This is a genomic window from Streptomyces sp. NPDC054047 (assembly GCF_055585065.1).
The window spans coordinates 931,147-954,141 of the sequence record NZ_JBVJKV010000002.1 but is presented as its reverse complement, the minus strand read 5'-3'; the positions used below and the strand labels follow the sequence as shown (position 1 = coordinate 954,141).

At 72.1% G+C, this 22,995-nt stretch carries 19 protein-coding genes; 6 read left to right on the top strand and 13 right to left on the bottom strand.

The features are described 5' to 3' along the window. Positions 1–10 precede the first annotated feature (10 nt). Complete coding sequence (locus ACZ6ZP_RS10745; protein ID WP_469406568.1) at positions 11–2,215, bottom strand: galactose-binding domain-containing protein; 2,205 nt, start codon at positions 2,213–2,215, stop codon at positions 11–13. A gap of 35 nt (positions 2,216–2,250) precedes the next feature. Beyond that, positions 2,251–3,750: a M1 family metallopeptidase gene (locus ACZ6ZP_RS10740; RefSeq protein WP_468611760.1), complete on the bottom strand. Its 1,500-nt coding sequence runs from the start codon at positions 3,748–3,750 to the stop codon at positions 2,251–2,253. A gap of 265 nt (positions 3,751–4,015) precedes the next feature. On the opposite strand from ACZ6ZP_RS10740, the gene ACZ6ZP_RS10735 reads away from it, so the two are divergent. Together ACZ6ZP_RS10735 and ACZ6ZP_RS10730 are read left to right on the top strand one after the other, a co-directional pair. After that, a complete protein-coding gene (locus tag ACZ6ZP_RS10735) occupies positions 4,016–6,466 on the top strand; it encodes a polysaccharide lyase 8 family protein (protein WP_469406378.1) in 2,451 nt (816 codons plus the stop codon). A gap of 44 nt (positions 6,467–6,510) precedes the next feature. Continuing rightward, positions 6,511–8,397, top strand: coding sequence for a DUF2264 domain-containing protein (locus ACZ6ZP_RS10730; RefSeq protein ID WP_469406377.1), 1,887 nt, complete (start codon positions 6,511–6,513; stop codon positions 8,395–8,397). Between the two features lies 1 nt (position 8,398). Here ACZ6ZP_RS10730 and ACZ6ZP_RS10725 read toward each other — a convergent pair whose 3' ends face one another. The 5 genes from ACZ6ZP_RS10725 to ACZ6ZP_RS10705 all read right to left on the bottom strand — a co-directional run bounded on the left by ACZ6ZP_RS10725 (position 8,399) and on the right by ACZ6ZP_RS10705 (position 12,175). Further along, entirely contained in the window at positions 8,399–8,926 is a 528-nt protein-coding gene (locus ACZ6ZP_RS10725; protein WP_351161699.1) for a GAF domain-containing protein, read from the bottom strand. Continuing rightward, positions 8,923–9,519, bottom strand: a complete 597-nt coding sequence (locus ACZ6ZP_RS10720) for a GTP-binding protein (protein ID WP_249586446.1) — start codon at positions 9,517–9,519, stop codon at positions 8,923–8,925. Before ACZ6ZP_RS10720 ends, ACZ6ZP_RS10725 begins: the two co-directional genes overlap by 4 nt. After that, positions 9,497–9,868, bottom strand: a complete 372-nt coding sequence (locus ACZ6ZP_RS10715) for a DUF742 domain-containing protein (protein ID WP_249586447.1) — start codon at positions 9,866–9,868, stop codon at positions 9,497–9,499. The genes ACZ6ZP_RS10720 and ACZ6ZP_RS10715 overlap by 23 nt, the downstream gene beginning before the upstream one ends. A gap of 2 nt (positions 9,869–9,870) precedes the next feature. Then, entirely contained in the window at positions 9,871–10,305 is a 435-nt protein-coding gene (locus ACZ6ZP_RS10710) for a roadblock/LC7 domain-containing protein (protein WP_351161240.1), read from the bottom strand. Positions 10,306–10,372: 67 nt separating this feature from the next. Beyond that, positions 10,373–12,175, bottom strand: coding sequence for a sensor histidine kinase (locus ACZ6ZP_RS10705; protein WP_469406376.1), 1,803 nt, complete (start codon positions 12,173–12,175; stop codon positions 10,373–10,375). 317 nt (positions 12,176–12,492) lie between these two features. On the opposite strand from ACZ6ZP_RS10705, the gene ACZ6ZP_RS10700 reads away from it, so the two are divergent. Next, positions 12,493–13,041, top strand: a complete 549-nt coding sequence (locus ACZ6ZP_RS10700; RefSeq protein ID WP_351161235.1) for a YciI family protein — start codon at positions 12,493–12,495, stop codon at positions 13,039–13,041. Positions 13,042–13,350: 309 nt separating this feature from the next. Here the strand turns inward: ACZ6ZP_RS10700 and ACZ6ZP_RS10695 are convergent, their stop codons facing one another. Continuing rightward, complete coding sequence (locus ACZ6ZP_RS10695) at positions 13,351–14,571, bottom strand: MBL fold metallo-hydrolase (RefSeq protein ID WP_351161232.1); 1,221 nt, start codon at positions 14,569–14,571, stop codon at positions 13,351–13,353. Positions 14,572–14,744: 173 nt separating this feature from the next. On the opposite strand from ACZ6ZP_RS10695, the gene ACZ6ZP_RS10690 reads away from it, so the two are divergent. Together ACZ6ZP_RS10690 and ACZ6ZP_RS10685 are read left to right on the top strand one after the other, a co-directional pair. Further along, positions 14,745–15,944 carry a Glu/Leu/Phe/Val dehydrogenase dimerization domain-containing protein gene (locus ACZ6ZP_RS10690; RefSeq protein WP_469406567.1) on the top strand — a complete coding sequence of 400 codons (1,200 nt, stop codon included), beginning with the start codon at positions 14,745–14,747 and terminating at the stop codon, positions 15,942–15,944. Between the two features lie 10 nt (positions 15,945–15,954). After that, positions 15,955–16,569, top strand: coding sequence for a TetR/AcrR family transcriptional regulator (locus tag ACZ6ZP_RS10685; RefSeq protein WP_351161227.1), 615 nt, complete (start codon positions 15,955–15,957; stop codon positions 16,567–16,569). Positions 16,570–16,826: 257 nt separating this feature from the next. Here the strand turns inward: ACZ6ZP_RS10685 and ACZ6ZP_RS10680 are convergent, their stop codons facing one another. Beyond that, positions 16,827–17,645 (bottom strand): SGNH/GDSL hydrolase family protein, encoded by an 819-nt coding sequence (locus ACZ6ZP_RS10680; RefSeq protein WP_351161225.1) that lies wholly within the window; start codon positions 17,643–17,645, stop codon positions 16,827–16,829. A 320-nt stretch (positions 17,646–17,965) separates the two neighbouring features. Between ACZ6ZP_RS10680 and ACZ6ZP_RS10675 the strand changes: the two genes are divergently transcribed. Further along, entirely contained in the window at positions 17,966–18,772 is an 807-nt protein-coding gene (locus tag ACZ6ZP_RS10675) for a tyrosine-protein phosphatase (protein ID WP_351161222.1), read from the top strand. Positions 18,773–18,785: 13 nt separating this feature from the next. Here the strand turns inward: ACZ6ZP_RS10675 and ACZ6ZP_RS10670 are convergent, their stop codons facing one another. The 4 genes from ACZ6ZP_RS10670 to dxs form a co-directional block, all read right to left on the bottom strand. Then, positions 18,786–18,998: a DUF6126 family protein gene (locus ACZ6ZP_RS10670; RefSeq protein ID WP_383823313.1), complete on the bottom strand. Its 213-nt coding sequence runs from the start codon at positions 18,996–18,998 to the stop codon at positions 18,786–18,788. After that, entirely contained in the window at positions 18,995–19,636 is a 642-nt protein-coding gene (locus tag ACZ6ZP_RS10665; protein ID WP_383823310.1) for a helix-turn-helix domain-containing protein, read from the bottom strand. Before ACZ6ZP_RS10665 ends, ACZ6ZP_RS10670 begins: the two co-directional genes overlap by 4 nt. Before the next feature lie 82 nt (positions 19,637–19,718). After that, on the bottom strand, positions 19,719–21,104 hold the full coding sequence (locus ACZ6ZP_RS10660; RefSeq protein WP_351161218.1) for an aspartate aminotransferase family protein: 1,386 nt from the start codon (positions 21,102–21,104) through the stop codon (positions 19,719–19,721). After that, positions 21,101–22,990 (bottom strand): 1-deoxy-D-xylulose-5-phosphate synthase, encoded by a 1,890-nt coding sequence (dxs, locus tag ACZ6ZP_RS10655; protein WP_469406372.1) that lies wholly within the window; start codon positions 22,988–22,990, stop codon positions 21,101–21,103. Before dxs ends, ACZ6ZP_RS10660 begins: the two co-directional genes overlap by 4 nt. Positions 22,991–22,995 lie beyond the last annotated feature (5 nt).

Here is a 22,995-nt window from a genome sequence, read left to right as displayed (position 1 = left end):
CGGGTGTTGCCTATGTACGTGCAGGGTGCACGAGTACGTGGGCGAGCGCCACGCGTCCCGTGCCGGTGAGCTTGATCCTTATGTATCTGGCTTCCGCGTCCGTGTCGAGGAGTGTGGGCCGAAGCGCTCGCCCGGTGACGTGCAGGGTCCTCGCGTCGGCGAAGTCCGCGCGCCGGGCGAGCTGGACGTCGAAGCCGGCCGTGGTCATGGACGTGCCGTTCCAGACCTCGACCTGGCCTACGCGCCGCACGTCACCGAGGTCGACCTGCCACCAGGCGCCCGGTTCGGACAGCGTGCGGGTGTCGGTGGAGGTGTCGCCGTCGGTCGCGTACGCCGCCTCGGCCGCGCCGTCCGTGGAGGACTGGGACGCGGTGCCCGCGCGGGCGAGGTCCGGGCGGAGCTGCTCGGGCGCCGCTGGGTGCGCGCCCGCGCGGGCCGCCACGGCGAGCGCATCCGAAGGCAGCCGGTCGAGCTCCGTGTGGTTGTCCCGCATCGTCGATCCGGTGCCCGTGAGGGCGGGTGCGTCGGTGTCGGTCCAGTTGCCGGTGGCGTGGTTCTGGATGCCGTAATCGGCCCAGTTGGAGACCCACTTGTAGCCGATGCGGGTGATGACGTTGCCCTCGACGCGGATGTACGAGGACTGCTCGTCGAGGTAGATGCCGTTGCCGTCGCGCTCGGTGTTCCCGTAGGCGGAGCGGTTGATGTAGTTGCCGGAGACGACCGTGCCGGGCTGGGCGCCCTGGGTGTAGACGGCGCCGCCGTCGTGCTGGGCGTTCTCGACGCGCATCACGTCCGTGATCCTGTTGCCGGTGATCCGGTTGTCCCGGAGCACGGACTTCTGGGCCTCGGGCTGGTTCCAGCCCCAGCCGACGGAGATCCCCGAGTAGGGCAGCTCGTCGAGGGTGTTGTGGTCGACGCTCAGCTCGGCCTCGTACCCGGCCCAGATGCCCACCGCGTCGGTGTACTCGACGCCGGTGCTGCGGATCGTGTTGTACGCGACGGTGTTCCGCTCACCCGCCAGTTCCGCGTCCGGCTTCGGCTCGGTGTCGCCGACGTACACGGCCCCGGACGACAGGTCCGTGAAGCGCGAGCGCGTGACGGACGTGTCCTTGGTGCCGGCTTCGAGGACGACTCCGGCGCCGCCCAGATGCGTGAACTCGGCGCCTCTGACGGCCACATGACGGCCGCCGCGCACCGTCAGGGCCGCGCTCGGCTTGGTGTAGTGGCGGCCCGCGTGATCGACCGGGCCACTCGCTCCGGTGAGGGTGAGACCGGCCTGGGTGCCCGCGTAGCCCTCGTCGGTGGAAGGTTGGCCGTACGCCGCGTACGCGAAGCCGATGCCCTGCACGCGCAGGTCGTGGGCGCCGTCGACGACCATGAGCCGCTCGGTCACCGGGGTGAGCACGCGCGCGTGGCGCATGTCCTCACCCTTGCGCGGGAGGTAGGTGACAGTGCGGTCCTCGGCGTCCCAGACGAACTCGCCCGGCTTGTCGAGGAGTTCGCGGGCGTTCTCGAAGAAGGCCACTCCGGAGTAGCGCGACGAGTCGACGGTGGTGGAGTCCCAGGCGGGTCCCGTACGGTTCGTGCCGCTCGCGGAGTTGGTCCAACAGGGCTGCGCGAAGGTGAGGTCGTCCCCTTCGACGCCCGCGATCCGGCAGTGGTAGTCGCGCCAGCGGATCTTGATGACGGCTTCCGCGCCGGTGGGCCGCTTCCAGTTCGCGATGCCGGTCGCGGTGGCGCCCGTCATGCCGGTCTTCGTGGCGTCACAGGTGCTCGCCGCGCAGGCCTTCCCCCGCGCGCGCAGCGCCCGCTCGCCGTCCACGAACAGCTGGCGCGGGGTGATCCCTTCGGGGACACGGGCGGTCCAGGTGCCGTCGGTGGCTTCGGACCATCCCTTGAGCGCCCGGCCGCCGGAGAACACGGGCTCGGCCCCGCGCGCGGCGGTCCAGGTGACGGTGTGCCCGTCGCGCCCGGAGTCGGCCGCGCCCAGCGTCAGCGGTTCGCGCATCTCGTAGGTGCCGTGGGCGAGTTCGATGCGTACGTCCCGTCCGCCGACGGTGCGGGCGGCGTCGCGCGCGGCCTGCGGGGAGCAGGGGCGGGCGGCGGTGCAGGACTCTCCGGAGCCGTTCGGGGACACGTGGAGGATCTTGGGGCCGGGGGCGGCCTGGGCCGTGCTCTGCGGGGCGATGGCAGCCCCGGCGGCGGCGAGGGCCATGGTGATCCCGGCGATGCGGGGGCTTCTCACGCTTCTCACTTCGCGACACCCCAGTCCGGGTGCCCCGGCATGGGCGGGTTGTCGAGGTCGAACAGCCAGTGGTGCAGGAACGTGCCGACCGAGTCGTCGCCGGTGACCTCGACGGCGTTGTCGATGAAGTCCTGGGTGGAGGCGTTGCCGTGCCGGTGCTCGGTCAGCCACGCCTTCATGACGGCCTCGAACCGCTCGTGGCCGATCTGCTGGTCGAGGGCGTAGAGGGAGACCGCGGCTCCGTCGTAGATGTTGAAGCCACCGAGCCCGGTGGGCTTTCCGGGCGGGCCGTCGGTCTTGCGGACCGCGTCGAGCTTGGCGTACGCGGTCTTCATCTTCTCCTCGATGGGCTGGAAGCCCTTCTGGTCCGCCCACACGGCCGCGTAGTAGACGGCAGGTCCTTCGTTCAGCCAGGCGTCCTGCCAGGTGGCGGGGGTGACGGAGTCGCCGAACCACTGGTGGGTCAGCTCGTGGACCATGGTGGTCGAGTAGGTGGGCCGGTCGAACCACGACGGCCCGAAGAGCGAGAGGGTTTGGTTCTCCAACGCGTCGCTGTAGCCGTCCCGCACGATCTGCACGCCGTACGTGTCGAACGGGTAGCGCACGCCGAGAGTCCTCTCCAGCCAGGCGAGCTGCCCGCCGGTCTCCTCGGCGATGGGCCGGTACTTCGCCAGTTGGTCCTCGGGGAGAAGGTGGCGCAGCTTCACTCCGTGCGGGCCGCGGCCGTGGACGTAGGTCTGCTTGTTGACGGAGATCCCCAACAGCTCGGGCGCCATGCGGGACTTGAGGGAGAAGTCCCAGGTCTTCTTCTGCCCCGCGTCGCGGGTGCCCGTCAGGTTTCCGTTGGCTCCTGGCGTCCAGCCGTCCGGGGCGGTGAGGTGGAAGGACCAGGTGGCCTTGTCGGAGGGGTGGTCGTTGACCGGCGCGAAGGTGTCGGCGCGGGAGGCCTGGGCGGCGGAGGCGAAACCGCCGTCGGACATGTACCGCCAGCCCGGCTGGCCGATCGGCTTGGTCTTGCCGTTGCCGTGGTAGGTCAGTTCGACGTCGAAGGCCCGGTGGTCGCGCAGGCCGCCCGCCGGGGTGACGGTGAGCTCCTGGCCGGTCTTGCCGGGGCCGATCGCCCATGCGGCCTTCTTGCCGTTGACCTTGATGGCGTCGATGGCCAGCGAGTCGACGTCCAGGTTGAAGGACGACAGGTCCTGGGTGGCTCTCGCCTTGATCCTCATGGTGCCGGTGAAGTCGTACGTCACCGGCGTGAAGTCGAAGGAGAGGTCGTAGTGGCGGACGTCGTAGCCGCCGTTCCCGAGCGTCGGGAAGAGCGGGTCGCCGACGCCGTCCGCGCCCGGGGTCGGGTCGAGGGGCGCCGCGTGGGCGGGGAGGGCGAGCGCGAGGGTGGCGGCCGCGGCCGCCGTCGCCGTCGCGGCGCGGAGGGTGCGGGTGGTACTGCGAGCACGGACGGTCCGGGTACTGCGAGCACGTACGGTTCGGGTCCTGTTCTCAGCCATGGGGCCGCAACGTAGTAATCGCTTACTGTCGCCGTCAACACCCAGAAGGCCCTCCGCTCTTGGACTTTCCCACCCTCCTCACTGGGCGGGCGGCTGTAACCGGTTAAGGCGCGTGGGATCTCCACGAAACCCCTGTGGACAGAAAGAACATAGAAAGATGCCGGGCCCTCTTGCCCCCGCACAGCAACCGCTTACATGCTGTCGCGGAATCGCTCACGCCTCTCCCTCCCCTGCCCCGATGCCCCGACACCCACGGGAGTTCCGCATGCCTACGCCCCTCCCCGGCCCCGCCGGCCCCCGACGCCGCACACTCCTCGCCGCGGCTGCCGCCTCCGCGCTTCTGCCGGTGGCCACGGGCGGCACGGCATGGGCAGCCCCCGGGGACGGAGCGGACCCGTACGATCCACTGCTCGTCCGCGCGGCGGCGCAACTCACCGGCGGCGCGTTCGACGCCGCCGACCCGGACTTCGCGGCGGCTCTGAAGGTCCTGGACACCCAGGCGGCGGGCTGGTGGCGGGACTTGGACCGGTCCGCGGGCCGCAGCGCCCTGTGGGCCGACCTCTCCCCCGCGAAGGACCCGGGCAACTTCGGCCAGAGCTACACCCGCCTGCGCACGATAGCCACGGCCTGGGCCACGCCCGGCACCTCCCTGAGCGGCAGCGCCGAAGCGGCGGACGGCCTGCTCGAAGCCCTGCGCTTCCTGCACGCCGACGCCTACAACACCAGCCGCCCCGAATCCGGCAACTGGTGGTTCTGGGAGATCGGCGCGCCCCGCGCCCTGATGGACACGTGCGTGCTGCTGCGCGAGAAGGTTCCCGCGGCCGACCTGGCGAAGTACACCTCCACGGTGGCGAAGTTCTGCCCGGACCCGGACCGCCGCACCAACATCCCGACCCTGTCCGAGACGGGCGCCAACCGCGCCGACAAGGCCGTCATCGTGGCACTGCGCGGACTCCTCGCACGGGACGCGGCCACCCTGGCCCTGGCGCGCGACGGCCTGTCCGACGTCCGGGACAAGGGCAAGAACAGCCTGTTCACGTACGTCACTTCGGGCGACGGGTTCTACGAGGACGGGTCGTTCGTGCAGCACGGCTCCGTCGCGTACACGGGAACGTACGGCAGTGTCCTGCTCGGCAGCGCGGGCCAGCTGATCGCGCTGCTCGCGGACTCCGAGTGGGCCGTCACCGATCCGAAGACGTCCGTGCTGTTCGAGGCGGTGGACCGGACCTTCTCGCCGGTCATCTTCGACGGCCTGATGATGGACGCGCTGCGCGGCCGTGCGACGTCCCGCGAGAAGGCGCCGGACCACAAGGACGGCGCGGCGGCCCTCACCAACATCCTCCAGCTGGCGGACGGCGCCCCGGCCGCGTACGCCGAACGCTGGCGCGCGCTGGCCAAGGGGTGGATGAGGCGCAACAAGACCCACCCCTATCTGAGCCTGGTGGGCGTCCCGGCGCTCGCCCGCGCCAAGGCCGTCATTGACGACCCCGCCGTGCCGGCCACCGACCGGCTCACCGGGCACTTCGCGTTCGCGGACATGGACCGGGTGGTGCACCGGCGCCCCGGCTGGGCGCTCACGCTCTCGCTCTCCTCGAAGCGCATCGCCGCGTACGAGGCGGGCAACGGCGAGAACCTGCACGGCTGGTACACCGGCGACGGCATGGCCTATCTGTACGACGGCGACGACCTGGGGCAGTTCGGGGACGGCTTCTGGGCGACGGTCGATCCGTACCGCCTGCCGGGCACCACCGTGGACACCCGCAAGCGCGCCGACATCGGCTCGGGCGGCGGCACGGGGACCTACCGGCCGAAGAACGCCGTCGCGGGCGGCGCGGTGCTCGACGGCCGGTACGGCGCCGCCGCGATGGAGCTCCTCGCCGACGGCAGCACGCTGCGCGCGAGGAAGGCGTGGTTCTTCCTCGACAACGCCGTCGTCGCCCTGGGCGCGGACATCACGGCGAGCGACGGCCGGACCATCGAGACGGTCGTCGAGAACCGCAACCTGTACAAGGCCGGGGCGCCCCGCCTCACGGTCGACGGCCGGCGCAGGCCCTCGCACTCGGGCTGGTCGGCGACCCTGCCCGGCGCCCGCTGGGCCCACCTGGAGGGCACCGGCGGCTACGTCTTCCCCGACCACCCCGGAACGACCTCCGACGACCGGGGCGGCGCCCGCCTGCACGCCCTGCGCGAGGAGCGGACCGGCACCTGGCGGGAGATCAACACCGGCGCGGACACCGGGGGCAGCACGACTCCGCTCACCCGCCGCTATCTGACCCTGTGGCTCGACCACGGCGTCTCCCCCGCCGCGTCCTCGTACGCCTACGTCCTCCTCCCCGGCGCCGGCGCCACCGCGACCGCTCTCTGGTCCCACTCACGGCCGGTCCGCATCGTGGCGAACGACGCCACCGCCCAGGCCGTCGAGGCCCGTCGGCACGGCCTGGTCGCCGCGCACTTCTGGCAGCCCGGCAGCGCGGCCGGCCTCACGGCATCGGGACCCTGCACCGTGATCGTGCGACGCGGCGGCGACGGCGGCATGTCGCTGGCCGTGGCCGACCCGGGCCGCACGGGCACGACGGTCACCGTGGAACTGCCCTTCGCCGTACGGAAGGTGGTCCGTGCCGACGACACGGTCACCGTCACGCCGGGCCGCCGCCCGGTCGTCACCGTCCGCGTCGGGGGCTCACGCGGCCATACGCACACCGCGCTCCTGAGGTGACCGCGAGGTGACCGCCGCCCCACCGACCTCTCGGAGGACCCGCCATGCCCGCACCGCACCTGGCCCTGCCGCCCACCGACCGGGTCCTGTCCCCGCTCACGGGGTGGACCCGCGCCCACTGGGAGGCGCTCGCCGACCGGCAGTTGGAGGCGCTCGTCCCGTACGCGACGCCGAACTTCGCGCAGTACCGGCTGCCGGGGCGCGGCAGTTGGTCGGGGGTCGTCTCGGACGGTCTCGAAGGGTACGCACGGTCATTTCTCCTCGCCTCCTTCCGCATCGCGGGAGCGGGCGGTGAGGTGGACCCCCACCTCCTCGAACGCTACGCGCAGGGTCTGACAGCGGGCACGGACCGCGACGGCGCCGGCGGTGAGGCCTGGCCCGCACTCAGCGACTGCTCGCAGCAGATGGTCGAGGCGGCGTCGATCGCGATCGGGCTGCACGAGACCCGCCCCTGGATCTGGGACAAGCTCGATCCCCGGGTCCAGGAGCGGGTCGTGGACTGGTTCTCCGGCTTCGTCGGCGGCAGGACGTGGGACAACAACTGGCGGCTCTTCCAGGTGGTGTCCGAGCAGTTCCTGGCCTCGGTCGGCGCTCCGTACAACCAGGCGGACATCGACGGCGGCCTGGACCGCATCGAGGACTGGTACCGCGGCGCCGGCTGGTACAGCGACGGCGACGGGCGCAACTTCGACTACTACATCGGCTGGGCGATGCATCTGTACCCGCTGCTCTGGTCCCGCATGGCGGGCCCGGACGGCGAGGCGCGCGCCAAGGTCTACCGCGAGCGGCTGGCCCAATTCCTGGACACCTACCCGCAGTTCTTCGGTGCGGACGGCGCTCCCGTCCACCAGGGCCGCTCCTTGACCTACCGGTTCGCGACGACCGCCCCGGTCTGGATGGGCGCCCTCGCGGACTGCACGCCCCTGGCACCCGGCCTCACCCGGCGCCTGGCGTCCGGCACCGCACGGCACTTCGTGGAGCGCGGCGTCCCCGACGAGCGGGGTCTGCTGCCGCTCGGCTGGTACGGGACGTTCCTGCCCGCCACCCAGGCCTACTCGGGTCCGGCCTCCCCCTACTGGGCCAGCAAGGGGTTCCTCGGCCTGCTCCTGCCCGCCGACCACCCGGTGTGGACCGAGCGCGAACTCCCGCTCCCCGTCGAGGAGTCCGACCAGTACACGGCGCTCCCCGAGCCCGGCTGGCTCCTGCACGGCACACGGCACGACGGCATCGTCCGCCTGGTCAACCACGGCAGCGACCACAACCCGCTCGAAGGCCCCGCGGCCGACGACCCGCACTACGCCAAGTTCGCCTACTCCTCGGCGACGGCCCCCGAAACCGCCCCGAGCGCATGGGGCCGCACCGTGGACAACCACCTCGCGCTCCTCGCGCCGGACGGCACCCCCTCGCGCCGCCGCCGCATCCACCCGGTGCGCTGCGAGGGGCGCGTGGCCGCATCCCGCCACGAGGCGCTGCTGCCCGGCACACGGGAGGCGTTCCCCGTCGAGACGACCAGCGCGCTGCACGGCCCGTGGGAGATCCGCGTCCACCGGGTCCAGGCCCCGGCGGGCGCGACGGTCCGCGAGGGCGGCTACGCGGTGGCCGACGAGGCACCCCCGCACGCCGAACAGGGCCCCGGCTGGGCGCTCACCCGCACGGAAACCGGGCTGACCAGCGCCGTCGTCGCACTGCACGGCTGGGACGAGGGGGCGGGCATCGCCCGTGAGGTGGCGGCGAACGCCTACGGGCCGCACTCGGCCACCCCGTATCTGACGTCCGCCCGCCACGAGGGCGGGGCGAGCGTCCACGTCACGCTGGTCGCCCTCTCCCAGGACGCCGTCCGGCCCTCGGCGCTGCGGCAGGCCGTCTCCTGCGAGGTGGACGGCGACACCGTGCGTGTCCGCTTTCCCGACGGCGACGTCCTGGAGGTGTGACTCAGATCCCGCCGTCCTCCCGGCGGTGGATCTGCTCGATCAGCTCCGCCGCCATCGCCTTGATCGTCTCCAGGCCCGCCCTGCCCCAGGGCCGGGGCTCGACGTCCACCACGCAGACCGTGCCGAGCGCGATGCCCGTGCGGTCGATGAGCGGGGCGCCCAGATAGGAACGGATGCCGATCTCGTCGACCACCGGGTTCCCCGCGAACCGCGGGTAGTCGCAGACGTCCTCCAGGACGAGGGCCTTGCGCCGCACGATCACATGCGGGCAGTACCCGTGATCGCGCTCCATGTAGCGGTGCTCCGGATCGCCCGGGGTGTGCAGGCCCGCGAAGAACTGCCGGTTCTCGTCGATGAAGTTGACCATGGAGTACGGCGCGCCCGTGACCTCGGCGAGCCGGTCGGCGAAGGCGTCGAAGGCGAGGTCCGGACGGAGTCCTATGCCGAGCCTGCGCAGCCTCCGCACCCGGGTCGGCGCCTCCCTGTCTACGGGGGTGAGCAGCAGGTTCGCGGTCGCGTCGTACATCAGGTGTGGGCTCCGTAGCTCGGTGCGGCCGGGGCGTGGGCGAGGAGGTGCTTGACGAGGGTGAGGAGGGTCGCGATGCCCGAGCTGGAGATGCGCGCGTCGCACCGCACGACGGGCACCTGCGGGTCCAGGTCGATGGCGGACCGTACCTCTTCGGGTTCGTAGCGGTGGGCGCCGTCGAATTCGTTGATGGCGACGATGAAGCCCATGCCGCGCTGCTCGAAGAAGTCCACCGCCGCGAAGCAGTCCTCCAGGCGGCGGGTGTCGGCCAGGACCACCGCGCCGAGCGCGCCCTCGGAGAGTTCGTCCCACATGAACCAGAAGCGTTCCTGGCCGGGCGTACCGAAGAGGTAGAGGACGTGCTCGGGATCGAGGGTGATGCGTCCGAAGTCCATGGCCACGGTCGTCGTGGTCTTGTTCTCGACGCCCGACAGATCGTCGGTGCCCTCGCTGACCGTGGTGAGGAGCTCTTCCGTGCTGAGCGGCGCGATCTCGCTCACCGCGCCCGTGAAGGTCGTCTTGCCGACCCCGAATCCGCCCGCGATCAGGATCTTCAACGCGGTGGGGAAGGGGTCAGAGCTGTCGTCGTAGTCCATCGAGCACTGCCTCCAACAGGGACCGGTCAGTGGGGTTGTGGTAGAAGTCCGGGGCCCTCAGGGTGAGCGCCCCGCAGTCGACGAGATCGGAGAGCAGCACCTTGGTCACGACCGCGGGCAGTTTCAGCTGCGCCGCGATCTCCGCGACCGACGTGGGTGCCGCGCAGAGCCCGAGCGCCTGCGTGTGCTCGGGCCCCAGGTAGCCGATGACCGGTCTCCCGGTGGCCATCACCTGGGTCAGGAGGTCCAGTTGGGCGGTCGGCCGGGTCCGTCCGTCGCTGACCGTGTAGGGACGGACGAGGCGTCCGGCGGATTCGTCGAGCCATGGCCCGTCGTGCGGGGCCGCCACGCTCAATGCCTCATCGGGGCGGGTTCGCCGGCGGGCTGCCGGGGTCCGGTCATCAGGTAGGGGCGCACGCTCTTGACCAGCATCGTCATTTCGTAGCCGAGCACCGCCGCGTCCGCGTCGCGCCCGGCGAGCACCGCCAGACAGGTGCCGGAGCCGGCCGTGGCGACGAACAGGAGGGTGGAGTCGAGTTCCACGACGACCTGGCGCACGTCACCGCCGTCGCCGAACCGGATGCCGGCACTGCGCCCCAGCGAGTAGAGCCCGGAGGCGAGGGCCGCCATGTGGTCGGCGCTGTCCGGGTCGAGGCCGTGGACCGACTTCACGAGTCCGTCGGAGGAGAGCAGGACCGCGCTGTGGGTGTGCGGCACGCGCTGCACGAGTCCGCTCATCAGCCAGTCGAGGTCGGATACCTGCCCGGTCGGCGCATCGCTCGCCATGGTGGATCGACTCCTTGGGGTACGAGGGTCTGCCGGGGCAGACGTGGTGCCGGCGGGGTGGTGGGGTTCAGCCACCCTGGTCGCCCCCGTCGCGGGGGACATGGAGATCGGGGAGGTCGGCTTCGGGCGCCGCGTCGCGCGTCTCCTGGGCGGCGGCGAGTCCGATGCCGCGCTGGAAGGCGGCCATCAGGCCCGGGTCGTGGCCGACGGGGTAATCGCTCTCCGGGCGGGGCGCGGGGGCGTCCCGCAGCTGGGGTGCGATGTGTTCCTGGGCGCGCCGCTTGGGCAGTTGGGGCTTTCCCACCCGTCCGCGCACGGCGCCGTTGAGGGGGGTCGGCGGTGTCCCGGCGTTCTCGGCCGCGGCCTGGCGGTCCTCAGGCCTGATCCCCGGCACGGCGTCGGCCGGGGTGGGCCTGCCCTCCCGGCCGCGCACGGGCAGCGGGGCGGGCCCGGAGCCGTTCGCCACGGGAGCGTGCGGTGCGGGAGCGTGCGGCCCGCTCGGCGGCACGTCCGGCACCGGCTGCCGCGGCACGGCCACCGGCTCCGGGTGGGGGACGGCCGCGGGTGCCTGTGTCCTCTGCCGTACGCCGTCGGGGGCGTCCTGCGGCGCGGCGTCCGGGGCCCCTTGCGGGTGCCCGGCGGCGACGGGTTCGTTCTGCGGCTCGGCGCCCAGCAGGCCCTGCGGCAGGATCAGTACGGCCTGCACGCCGCCGTAGATGTTGGTCTGGAGGCGGACCGCGATGCCGTGCCGCCGGGCGAGCGCGGAGACCACGTAGAGGCCGATCCGTCCGTCCTGGAGGAGGCTCGCGACGTTGACCTGGTCCGGGTCGGCGAGCAGGTGGTTCATCTTGTTCTGCTCGGTCAGGGGCATGCCGAGCCCGCGGTCCTCGACCTCGACGGCGAGCCCCGCCGTCACCAGGTTGGTGCGCAGCAGGACCTGGGTGTGCGGGGCGGAGAACACCGTGGCGTTCTCGACGAGTTCGGCGAGGAGGTGGATGACGTCGGCGACGGCGTGGCCGCGCAGGGTGCCGGCGATCGGCGGCACCAGCTTGACCCGGGAGTACTGCTCGACCTCCGCGATGGCCGAGCGGAGCACCTCCGTCATGGAGACCGGGTTGCTCCACTGGCGGCGCGATATGGCGCCGCCGAGCACGGCGAGGTTCTCGGCGTGCCGGCGGATGCGGGTGGCCAGGTGGTCGACGTGGAAGAGGCCCTTGAGCAGTTCCGGGTCCTCGACCTCGTTCTCCAGGTCGTCGAGGATCGAGATCTCGCGGTGCACGAGGGACTGAAGGCGCCGGGCCAGATTGACGAAGACCTCGACCTTCTGTTCGCTGCCCGCGTGGCTGGAGAGCTGCGAGGCCTGCACGACGGCGGAGACGGCGACGTCCTGGGCCCGGGACAGCTCGTCGGCGAGCAGCCCGAAGTCGTCGCCGTCCTGGGCGGATCTGGCCGGTGCCCTGCGCGGGGGCGGACCGTCGCCGCGGCGTAGCTTCTCGACGACGTCGCGCAGTTCGGCCTGGCCGCGCGCGGTGCTGCGGCGCAGGGTGCCGACGCGCTCGCGTACGGAGGTCGCGGTGCGGTCGGCGGCGACGGCGGCGATCACGACGCTGGCCAGGCTGATGGCCCCGGCGGCGGCCAGGATGAGCAGGAGCGCGGGGTCGAGCGGGCCCGGGGCGGACCGGACGATGAAGATCACGGCGGCACCGGCGCAGAGCACCACCGCGACGGCGGGCAGCACGGCGATACGCAGGAGCTGGGGCCGTATCCGGGCCTCGGGCAGCGGCGCGGCGGGGCGGCTGCCGGGCCTGCCGTGCCGCCCGCCGCCCTCACGGCGGTCTGCGCGGGCGGCCGGTGCACGAAGGTGAGACATCAGCGTCCTCGGTCAGGGTGCGGGCTCCGACGGGCGCGCGTCGCGTGGCTTCGCGGCATCGCCGTACCGGTCGGGAGGGCACAGGCGCGATCCCTGTCCATGATCCCTGCGTCGACCGGCGGAAACTCACGGTAGTCACCAACGCTTCATGTGCGGGAGGCAGTTGACAAAGTCCGGCACTCCGCGTCCCGCTCTGGTATGACGCGTCGCACGACCGTCCGAATAGACGGTGGGACGTCTGTTCGGTGGGGCGTCTGTTCCGACCCTCGTCACCAAAACCCGTTGAGACTCGGCCGTCCGTTGACGAGAGTCTGTGCATGGAATTCTTCTGCTACCACCGCGATCGGCCCGGCTCCGTCACGTTGCGCGAGGAACTGCTGGAGGCCCACTGGTCCTACATGGACCAGTACGCGGCGGAGCTGATCGCGCGCGGTCCGACGTTCGCGGCCGACGGCGAGACGCCCACCGGCAGCGTGCACATCGTGGACCTGCCGGATCCCGCCGCCGCCCGCGCGTTCGCCTTCGACGAGCCCAACTACCAGGCGGGCGCCTACCGCGACGTGCTGCTGCGCCGGTGGCGCAACACGCTGGGGCGCACCATGTGGGACTTCCCCGGTGGCACCACCGAGGGCAACCGCTACCTGGTCATCGGCCTCGGCTCGGGCCGGGACGCCGACCTCGACACACCACCGGACCTGGACGAGCTGATCGCGTACGGGCCGCTGCTCTCCGACGACGGCACCACCTGGCTGGGCACGGCGGCGCTGGTCCGGGCGCCGGACCAGGACACGGCACGCGGTGTCCTGGCTTCCGACCGGTACGCGGGCATCGAGGTCCACGACTGGGAGTTCGGCGGGCGGCGGTAGCGATCCGACCGGGGCCGATCACGCCGATCACGGCGGATCACGGCGGAAGACGCCGACGACGTGATCCTGTCGCGCCCTGCTCCTGGTCGAGGCCCATTAGCGCTCGCACCGGCCGAGCAGGGTGCGGGCCGCCGCTCGGCCCTGGCGTCCGCGCCCGGCCGGGGCTCGGGGCGGCGCGCCCGGCTGGGGCCTCGGGGCGGCGCCTCCGGCTGGAGCCTCAGGGCGGCGCGTCCGTCGTACGCGGGCGCCCCGGCCTCCCGGGAGGTGCCGCGGGCAGCGAGCACCCCGGCGCCTCCCGGCCCGCTTCCGTCAGCCGACCCGCGCCGCCTCGGGCTCGCCGGTGCCCTCCGTGCGCTCCGCGCGGTCGGCGGGCTCGGTGCGCTCGACGTCCGCCGTGACGTCCTGCGGAGGGGTCCACCCGCCCTCCGGCTCGATCGCGACGCCGCGCCACCACGGCTCCGCCGGAACGGAGTCCGCCGCGGGCTCGAACGGCTCACCCGGGACGGGCAGCGCGATCCGCGCCCCCGCACGGCCCGCCGCGGCGAGCGTGCCCTCGCCCGGCGCGGTCCACGGGTGCGGCGCGAGGTTGAACGTGCCCCAGTGGATCGGCAGCATCACGCCCTCGGGCCGCCCGCCCTGGAGGTCCAGGTGCGCGCGCACGCCCTCCTCGGGGGTCATGTGGATGTCAGGCCAGAACTCGCTGTACGCGCCGATCTGGATCATCGTGACGTCGAAAGGACCGTGCTCCGCGCCGATGTCCCGGAAGCCGCCGAAATAGCCGGTGTCCCCGCTGTGGTAGATGCGGTGCTCGGATCCCGCGACGACCCAGGACGCCCAGAGCGTGTGCTGGTAGTTGCGCAGGCCGCGGCCGCAGAAGTGGCGCGCGGGCGTCGCCGTCAGGGTCAGGCCCGCCACCTTCGCGGACTCGTTCCAGTCGAGCTCGCGCAGCCGGTCGGCGGGGACGCCCCAGCGCTCCAGGTGGGCGCCGACGCCCAGCGGCACCGCGAAGACCGTGTCCGTGCCCGCCAGGGCCTGGATGGTGGGCATGTCGAGGTGGTCGTAGTGATCGTGCGAGATCACCACGACGTCCACCGGGCCGAGCGCCGCGAGCGGCACCGGCACGGGGTGCAGCCGCTTGGGGCCGACCCAGGAGAAGGGGGAGCAGCGCTCGCCCCAGACCGGGTCGAAGAGCACCCGCCGCCCGTCGATCTCGGCGAGCACACTGGAGTGCCCCATCCAGGTGATCCGCAATCCGCCGACCGGGGGCTTGGCGAGGTCGGCGAGGGTCGTGGCGTGCACGGGAACGGTGCCCGTGGGACCGCGCCGGATCCGCTCCTCCTTGCGGAAGTAGATCTTCGCGAACTCGAGCGTCGATCCGGTGGGCTTCGTCCGCGCCCCCTCGGGGTTCTGGAAGGTCCCGTCGGCGAAATTCGGCGATCTGCGGATCCTCGCGAGCCGCTCACCGGCCGGATCCGCGCCGAAGGGCGCGGTCCTCAGCGAGCGGAGCCCAGAGCTCAGCGAACGGGACACAGCACCTCCTGGAATGGGTGGGTCAGATCTCCATTATGTCCACCGCCTCCGACAGCGGCCGGGCGGAGCGACCCGCATCGGCCACAACCGCATCGGTGCGTGATGTACTCCTACTGATTCCCCATTCAGTAGGAGTGGACTCCATGACCCCTGTTCCCCCCGTGTCCGCCGGTATGCCCACGCCCCTCCTCTCCCTCACCTGGACCGACCACATCACCGGTCACCGGGGTTTCCTGGTCATCGACCGCCTCGTACGCGGTGTCTGCAGCGGCGGCCTGCGGATGCGCCCCGGCTGCACCCTCGACGAGGTCACAGGGCTGGCGCGCGGGATGACGATGAAGGAAGCCCTGCACTACGCCCCCGGCGCCCGCTACATCCCGCTCGGCGGCGCCAAGGGCGGCATCGACTGCGATCCGCGCACCCCCGAGGCGTACGACGTCCTGGTGCGCTACCTGCGGGCGATGCGGCCCTACATCGAGAGCTCCTGGACGACGGGCGAGGACCTGGGCCTGACCCAGGACCTGGTCGACAAGGCGGCGGCCGAAGCAGGCCTGATCTCTTCCGTCCAGGCCGTCTACCCGCTCCTGGACGACGAGGCGGCGGCCCGCGAGCGCCTGGCGGACGCGTTCGCCGTGGAGGTCGACGGGATCGGCCTGGGCGAGCTGGTCGGCGGCCACGGAGTGGCCGAGGCGGTCCTCGCGGCGCTCGATCGTGCGGGCCACGCGCACGCGGGCGCGCGCGTGGCGGTACAGGGCCTGGGCACGATGGGCGGCGCGACCGCCCGGTTCCTCGCCCGCGCGGGACTGACGACGGTGGCCGTCGCCGACATCAAGGGCACCATCGCCAACCCCGCGGGACTCGACGTGGAGGCCCTGCTCGCCGCCCGCGACGCGCACGGCACCGTGGACCGCTCGGTCCTGCGCCCCGGCGACCGCGAGCTGCCGGGCGACGCCTGGCTGGCCGCGGAGGCGGAGATCCTGGTCCCCGCAGCGGTCTCGTACACGATCAACCAGACCAACCAGGCGCGGATCACGGCCCGTTGGATAGCGGAGGCGGCCAACATGCCGGTCCTGCCCGAGGCGGAGCGGCTCCTCACCGAGCGCGGCGTCACCGTCCTGCCGGACGTCGTCGTCAACTCCGGTACCAACGCCTGGTGGTGGTGGACGCTCTTCGGCGACATCGGGGCCGACGCGGACGAGGCCTTCGCGCACACGCGCCGATCGATGCGGGCCCTGGTCGAGGTGATGCTGGACCGCGCGGACGCGGAGGGCACGACGCCGCGCGCGGCCGCCCACGCGCTGGCGGCCGACCGACTGCCGGTGATCGGGGAGCGATTCGGCTGGTACGCGAACGCGCAGGCGGCGGGTGGATAGGCTGCCCGGCGTGGCGAGAGTGCGGTTGAGCGTGGCGGAACGGCGGGCGGAGCTGCTCGCCGCCACCGTCGAACAGATCGAGGTGCGCGGCGTGGCGGCCGTGCGCATCGCGGACGTGGCCGCGGCGCTGGGGGTGAGCAACGCGCTGGTCCTGTACCACTTCTCCACGAAGGAGAAGCTGGTGGCGGCGGCCTTCGCGCACGCCGCGGAGGGCGACCTCGCCCACCTCCGCACCCTGCTGGACCGCCGCGGCACGGCCCTGCGCCGTCTGCGCGCCGCCGTCCGCTGGTACGCCCCCACCGGCCAGGCCAAGGGCTGGCGCCTGTGGATCGAGGGCTGGTCCGCGGCGCTGCGCGAACCCACCCTGCGCACGGTGACGCGCGAGCTGGACCAGCAGTGGAAGGCGGCGCTCGCGGCGGTCATCGCACAGGGCGTCTCGGCGGGCGAGTTCACCTGCGCCGACCCCCGGACCACGGCCCTGCGGCTCACGGCGCTGCTCGACGGCCTGGCGGTGCAGATGACGGCGTACGAGGGTGCGCTGCCCCGCACCCGCATGCTGGCGTGGGTGGACGAGGCCCTCGACCGCGAACTGGGCCTGCTGTCGGCCGAATCGGCGACGGACTGACCCCGGACACAACGAAGCCGCCTGCCCGGTTTCCCCCGAGGGCAGACGGCTCACGCCAGGTGTCCAGAGATCGAAGTCGGTGCGGGTGACAAGGTGCTCTACCCCATTGAGCTACGCCGACCCGAAGTCGACGACGGGACTCGAACCCGCAACCGCCCCAACAAAGGAAGTAACCCGCGCCTTCGCACCTGGACACCTTCACCGTAGTGATCACCGCCCACGGAAGCATCCGGTTTTCCGTGCCCCCGGCCCCGCGCCTAGGACGCCGACGTGATGTGCATCCTGACGGTGTACGGGTCCACGCTGCCCTTCGCCTCCACGTGGTCCCCCGACGACTCGCCGCGCAGCCGCCGCCCGAACCACGGCACCAGGTACTCGCGCGCCCAGTTGATGTCGTCGCGCCGCACCTCGAGCGTGCCGCGCGGCGGCTCCGGGGGCCACGGCTGGTCCGGGTCCGCCGGGACCTCGAGGCCCAGGACCTGGGCCGCGCGGAGCGCCACGCGCGTGTGGCCCTCGGCGGAGAGGTGCAGCCGGTCGCCGTCCCAGGCGCGGCGGTCCTGGATGGTCTTGAGGGACCACAGGTCGAGGACCGGGCAGCCGTAGCGGTCGGCGATCGCGCGCACGTGACCGTTGTACGTGGCGATCTTGCCGCGCAGGTGCTTGAGGACCGGCACCCCGCGGGTGTCGAACCCCGTGGTCACCATGACCGTGCCGACCGCCGACGTGAGGTCGACGACGGCCCGCTCGAACCGCTCGGCGACCTCGTCCGGGTCGGTGCCGGGACGGATGATGTCGTTGCCGCCCGCACAGAACGTCAGGAAGTCGGGGCCCAGCTCCTTGGCCAGGGGCACCTGGTCCGCGACGACCTGGTCGAGCAGCTTGCCGCGCACGGCGAGGTTGGCGTACCGGAAGGTGTGCTCCGGAAGCCGGTCGTCGAGCAAGACGGCAAGGCGGTCGGCCCAGCCGACGAACGTTCCGTCGGGACCGGGGTCCCCCACGCCTTCGGTGAAGCTGTCGCCGACCGCTGCGTAGGAGGTGAATGTGTCTGGGATGAAGGATGTCGACTCTGCTCTCACGTCGTCATATCTTTCACCTTGCTAAGTGACCTACGCCACCGTAGGGAGGGGTTGACGGGGGGTGAGATAAGCCACCGGTCAAGTTTCCTCCAAGCCAGGAATACGCGGCGGGCCCCTGCGCCGCTTACACCCGGCGGACCTCCCCCGTGGACCCGCGGTCCGAACTCCGTGTCCGTACGGCCGGGTTGGTGCCGCACCCGGCCGGACCTGTGAGGCAACGCTCACGCACCAGCACTGATTGCCTCAGGAACCCATGTCGTATGGTCGAAGCCGCACCCCACCGGCGAGCCGCGCCGGCGGCCGGACGGGAGGAGCCCCCCGTGACGCAGCAGGTCCCGCCGACGAAGCCGACCGAGCCCGAGCTGGCCGGAGTCCGCAACTTCCGTGACGTGGGCGGACTTCCGACCGTGGACGGCCGCCGGGTCCGGCAGGGCCGGCTCTTCCGCAGCGGTCACCTCGCGCACGCCACGGCGGCCGACGCCGCGTTCCTCTCCACCCTGGGCCTGCACACGGTCTACGACTTCCGCAACGCGGCCGACCAGCGGCTCGAGGGCCCGGACGTCGAGCTGCCCGGCGTGCGCAACGTGAACCTGCCGCTGACCGACCCGGCGCACGGCGCCGAGTTCTGGACGATGGTCCGCGACGGCGACATAGACCAGCTGCGCGCGGCCCTCTCGGACGGGCAGGCCGCGGGGAGCCTCTCCGACACGTACCGCGCGATCATCAAGGAGCGGACCGCCGAGCACAGCCGCGTGCTGCACGACATGGCCGCCGACAGCCTGCCCGCCCTGATGCACTGCGCCGCGGGCAAGGACCGCGCGGGCCTTTCGATAGCCGTCACGCTCCTGGCCGTCGGCGTCGAGCGCGACGCCATCGAGGCGGACTACCTGGAGTCGAACGCCACCCACCGCCGCTACAAGGTGCGCCGCGGCGACGACTCCCCCAACGCGATGTCCCCCGAGGTCATGCAGCTGCTCAGCCCCCTCTTCGAGGCCCGGATCGAGTATCTGCACGCCGCCTTCGAGACGATCGAGCAGATCTGGGGCGACACGGAGACCTACCTCGCCGAGGGCCTCAAGGTGACCCCGGAGATCCGCGAGCGGCTGCGCGAGCGCCTGCTGGACTGAGGGGCGCCGCCCGTCACTGGTTCTGCGCGCCCAGCGAGAACAGCAGATAGATGAAGGCCGCGAAGAGGTGGCCGACGGCCACGTAGACGATCAGCCGGACCCAGAGCCCGCGGGGGAACTTCTCCTCCATGGACATCGCCTTCTTGGCGGGTGCGGGCGGGGACACAGGCGTGGGCACGGGCGCGGGGTCCGTCGGGGCGGGACGCTGCGCTTCGGGTTCCGTCATCGCGGGTCTCCCAGGCTGGGGCTGTGCGCGGTCCCGCCGAGGCACAGCGCGGTGGCGGGACTCTGCAGCAGGGTGTGGACGAAGAGAAGGTCGGTGCCGAGGTGGTCGGCGGCGGCGATCCGGTGCGGGGTCAGCGAGTCGAAGTGCGCGCTGTCCCCGGGTTCGAGGGTGTGCGTGGTGTCGCCGAGCCGCAGCCGCAGGCGCCCCTGGAGGACGTAGAGCCATTCCTCGCCGGGGTGGACGCGCACGATGTCGCCCTGCGCCCCGTGCGGCACGTGCACCCGCAGGGCCTGCATGCCACGGGCCTGCGCGCCCGCCTGCCAGTAGGTCCAGCCGCCCGCCCGTGTCGGCTCCATGTCCGCGGCGCGGACGATCGCGTCCCGGTCCGTGGGCGTCTCGCCGAGGAGCTCCGAGACCGTCGTACCGTAGGTGCGGGCGAGTGCGAGCAGCATCGGCAGGGACGGCTGGCGCTGCCCGGTCTCCAGACGGGAGAGATGGGCGGGCGAGAGCCCGGCGGAGCGGGCCGCGGCCTCCAGCGTCAGCGTGGCACGGCGCCGCAGCTCACGCAGTTGCGGGGCGACGGCCGGCAGGGCCTCGGCGGCCTCCGGGCCGACCGTTTCGGGCTCGGCATTGCTCATACCCCGATTGAGCCAGGCCTTTGCCCCCGAGGCAACTTTCTTGCCTCAGAGGCAAAAGCCTCCGGCCCGGCCTCCGGGCGGCTCAGCGGTTCGCGACCGCCTGCTTCACCAGCGTCTTGCCGAAGTCCCACATCAGCCCGCCGCCGCTGTGCGCCTCGTCCATCACGTCGGTGAAGGCCTCGACGAACCGGTCGACCTCCCGCTCCCCGATGGTCAGCGGCGGGATCAGCTTGATGACCTCCAGATGGTCGCCGGAGACCTGCGTGAGGATGCGGTGCTTCTGCAGCAGCGGCACGACCACCATCTGCGCGAAGAGCCCCTTGCGCGCCGCCTGGAGCATGGCCCAACGGCTGCGCAGCTTCAGCGACTTGGGGCGGCCGAACTCGATGCCGACCATCAGGCCCCGGCCGCGCACCTCGCTCAGCAGCTCGTAGCGGTCGACGAGCGCGCCGAGCCGCGACTTCAGGAGCTCACCGGTGACGCGCGCGTTCGCGACGATCTCCTCGTCGTCCATGACGGACAGGACCGCGAGCCCGGCCGCCATGGCCTGCGCGTTGGAGCCGAAGCTCGCCGAGTGCACGAGCACCCGGTCCATGGACGAGTAGACCTTCTTGAAGATCCAGTCCTTGCCGAGGGTCGCGCCGACCGGCACATAGCCGCCCGACAGCGCCTTCGCGACGCACAGCAGGTCCGGCTCGACGCCTTCCTCGTGCTGGTAGGCGTAGAAGTCGCCGGTCCTGCCCAGGCCGGTCTGCACCTCGTCGGCGATGAGCAGCGCCTTGTGCCGGTGCAGCAGCTCCTGGGCGGCGCGCAGATAGCCGGGCGGCGTCTCGTGCACGCCCTTGCCCTGGATGGGCTCCAGGATGAGCCCGGCCACGTCGCCCTTCTTCAGCTCCTTGCTCAGCGCGTCCAGGTCGCCGAGCGGGATCGCCGTGTCGGGGAGCAGGGGTGCGAAGCCGTCCCGGAAGCCGGACTCGCCGTTGACGGAGAGGGACCCGGTGGTCAGGCCGTGGAAGGCGTGCGTGCAGTAGAGCACCCTGGGCCTGCCCGTCGCGTACCGCGCGAACTTCAGGGCGGTCTCGACGGCCTCCGTGCCGCTGTTGCCGAAGAACACCCGGTCCAGGTGCGGACTTCTGGTCAGCAGCTGCTCGGCGAGGAGGCCGGGCAGCGGCTGGCAGTCGAAGCGCGTCAGGTCGGCGAGCGAGGCGTCCAGGACGTCGTGCAGCGCCTTGCGCACGACGGGATGGTGACGGCCCAGGCCCATCACGCCGAAGCCCGCGAGCATGTCGAGGTAGTCGTTGCCGTCCGCGTCCCAGAAGTACGCGCCCTCGGCCCGTTCGTAGACCTTGTCGAAGCCGATGGTGTGCAGCATGCGCGGCAGTTGGTGGTTCAAATGCCGCGCGTGCAGTTCGTAGCGCTCGGCGCCCCGCTCGGCGAGGAGTCTGCCGAGGTCGAACTCCTTGGTCATGCTCCGTGCTCCTTGGCTGCCAGGGTGGCGCTGATCCGCCCCGCGATCTCGACCGGGGTAAGCCCGAGGTCCGCGAGCACCTCGCCCCGCTTGGCGTGCGCGAGGAACTGCTCGGGGATGCCGAACCTCCTTATGGGTACGTCGACTTCGGCATCGCCCAGCGCGAGGGCGACCGCAGCACCGACCCCGGAGGAGCGGCTGTTGTCCTCGACGACCCCCACGACCCGGTGGCGCGCGGCGAGGGCGGGCAGCTCGGCGTCGACCGGCTTGACCCAGCGCGGGTCGACCACGGTGCAGCTGAGCCCCCGCTCCCGCAGCAGCTCCGCGGCCTGGAGGCAGACGGGCGCCATCACGCCGACCGCCACCAACAGCACGTCCGCGTCGGTGTCTTGGCCGTCTCGGCTCAGCACGTCCATGCCGCCGATCCGGTCCACCGCGGGGATCGCGGGACCCACCGACTCCTTGGGGAAGCGCAGCAGCGTCGGCGCGTCGTCCACGGCGACCGCTTCCCGCAGCTGCGTCCGCAGCTGGTCGGCATCGCGCGGCGCGGCGATCCGCAGGCCCGGCACGACCTGGAGGATCGACATGTCCCACATGCCGTTGTGCGAGGCTCCGTCGACGCCGGTGACACCGGCCCGGTCCAGGACGAAGGTGACGCCGCACTCGTGCAGCGCGACATCCATCAGGAGCTGGTCGAAGGCGCGGTTGAGGAAGGTGGCGTAGACGGCGACGACGGGGTGCAGGCCCCCGGTCGCGAGCCCGGCCGCCGACACCGTGGCGTGCTGCTCCGCGATCCCCACGTCCCACACCCGGCCGGGATAGGCCTGGGCGAACTTGGTCAGGCCGACCGGGCCCAGCATGGCCGCGGTGATCGCGACGACGTCCTCCCGCTCGGCCCCGATGCGTACGATCTCGTCGCCGAACACCGAGGTCCAGGAAGGGCCGTTGGAGGGTGCGAGGGGTTCGCAGGTCAGCGGGTCCATCACGCCGACCGTATGAAAACGGTCGGCCTCGTCGGCGAGCGCGGGCTCGTAGCCGCGCCCCTTCTCGGTGAGGCAGTGGACGATGACGGGTCCGTGGAAGCGTTTGGCGCGTCGCAGCGCCGACTCGACGGCCCCGGTGTCGTGCCCCTCGATCGGCCCGACGTACTTGAGCCCCAGGTCCTCGAACATGCCCTGCGGCGCGAAGGCGTCCTTGAACCCCTTCTTGGCTCCGTGCAGCGACTCGTACAGCGTGTGTCCGACGACGGGTGTGCGCTGGAGTATGTCCTTGCCCCAGGCCAGGACCCGTTCGTAGCTGTCGGTGGTGCGCAGTGTGGCGAGGTGGTTGGCCAGGCCGCCGATGGTGGGCGCGTACGAACGCTCGTTGTCGTTGACGACGATGATCAGCGGCCGGTCCTTCGCGGCCGCGATGTTGTTGAGCGCCTCCCACGCCATGCCGCCGGTGAGCGCGCCGTCCCCGATGACGGCGACGACGTGGCCCCGCTCCCCCAGGACCTGGCGCGCCTTGGCCAGGCCGTCGGCCCAGCCGAGCGCGGTCGACGCGTGGCTGTTCTCGACGATGTCGTGCTCGGACTCGGCGCGCGAGGGATAGCCGGACAGGCCGCCCTTGCCGCGCAGCTTGGAGAAGTCCTGCCGGCCGGTCAGGAGTTTGTGCACGTAGCTCTGGTGGCCGGTGTCCCACACGATCCGGTCGAGCGGCGACTCGAAGACCCGATGGAGGGCGATGGAGAGTTCCACCACCCCCAGATTGGGCCCGAGATGACCTCCGGTCCTGGCGACCGCGTGCACCAGGAACTCCCGGACCTCCCCGGCCAGTTCGTCGAGCTCGGCCTCGGTCAGCGCCTTCAGATCGCGCGGCCCCCGAATGGTTTCCAGAATGGTCATGCTCG

Bases quoted from the DNA above. Each gene is read 5' to 3' on its own strand.
- ACZ6ZP_RS10745 (WP_469406568.1), bottom strand. From the start codon at position 2,215: ATGGCCCTCGCCGCCGCCGGGGCTGCCATCGCCCCGCAGAGCACGGCC.
- ACZ6ZP_RS10740 (WP_468611760.1), bottom strand. From the start codon at position 3,750: ATGGCTGAGAACAGGACCCGAACCGTACGTGCTCGCAGTACCCGGACC.
- ACZ6ZP_RS10735 (WP_469406378.1), top strand. From the start codon at position 4,016: ATGCCTACGCCCCTCCCCGGCCCCGCCGGCCCCCGACGCCGCACACTC.
- ACZ6ZP_RS10730 (WP_469406377.1), top strand. From the start codon at position 6,511: ATGCCCGCACCGCACCTGGCCCTGCCGCCCACCGACCGGGTCCTGTCC.
- ACZ6ZP_RS10720 (WP_249586446.1), bottom strand. From the start codon at position 9,519: ATGGACTACGACGACAGCTCTGACCCCTTCCCCACCGCGTTGAAGATC.
- ACZ6ZP_RS10710 (WP_351161240.1), bottom strand. From the start codon at position 10,305: ATGGCGAGCGATGCGCCGACCGGGCAGGTATCCGACCTCGACTGGCTG.
- ACZ6ZP_RS10705 (WP_469406376.1), bottom strand. From the start codon at position 12,175: ATGTCTCACCTTCGTGCACCGGCCGCCCGCGCAGACCGCCGTGAGGGC.
- ACZ6ZP_RS10700 (WP_351161235.1), top strand. From the start codon at position 12,493: ATGGAATTCTTCTGCTACCACCGCGATCGGCCCGGCTCCGTCACGTTG.
- ACZ6ZP_RS10690 (WP_469406567.1), top strand. From the start codon at position 14,745: ATGCCCACGCCCCTCCTCTCCCTCACCTGGACCGACCACATCACCGGT.
- ACZ6ZP_RS10670 (WP_383823313.1), bottom strand. From the start codon at position 18,998: ATGACGGAACCCGAAGCGCAGCGTCCCGCCCCGACGGACCCCGCGCCC.
- ACZ6ZP_RS10665 (WP_383823310.1), bottom strand. From the start codon at position 19,636: ATGAGCAATGCCGAGCCCGAAACGGTCGGCCCGGAGGCCGCCGAGGCC.
- ACZ6ZP_RS10660 (WP_351161218.1), bottom strand. From the start codon at position 21,104: ATGACCAAGGAGTTCGACCTCGGCAGACTCCTCGCCGAGCGGGGCGCC.
- dxs (WP_469406372.1), bottom strand. From the start codon at position 22,990: ATGACCATTCTGGAAACCATTCGGGGGCCGCGCGATCTGAAGGCGCTG.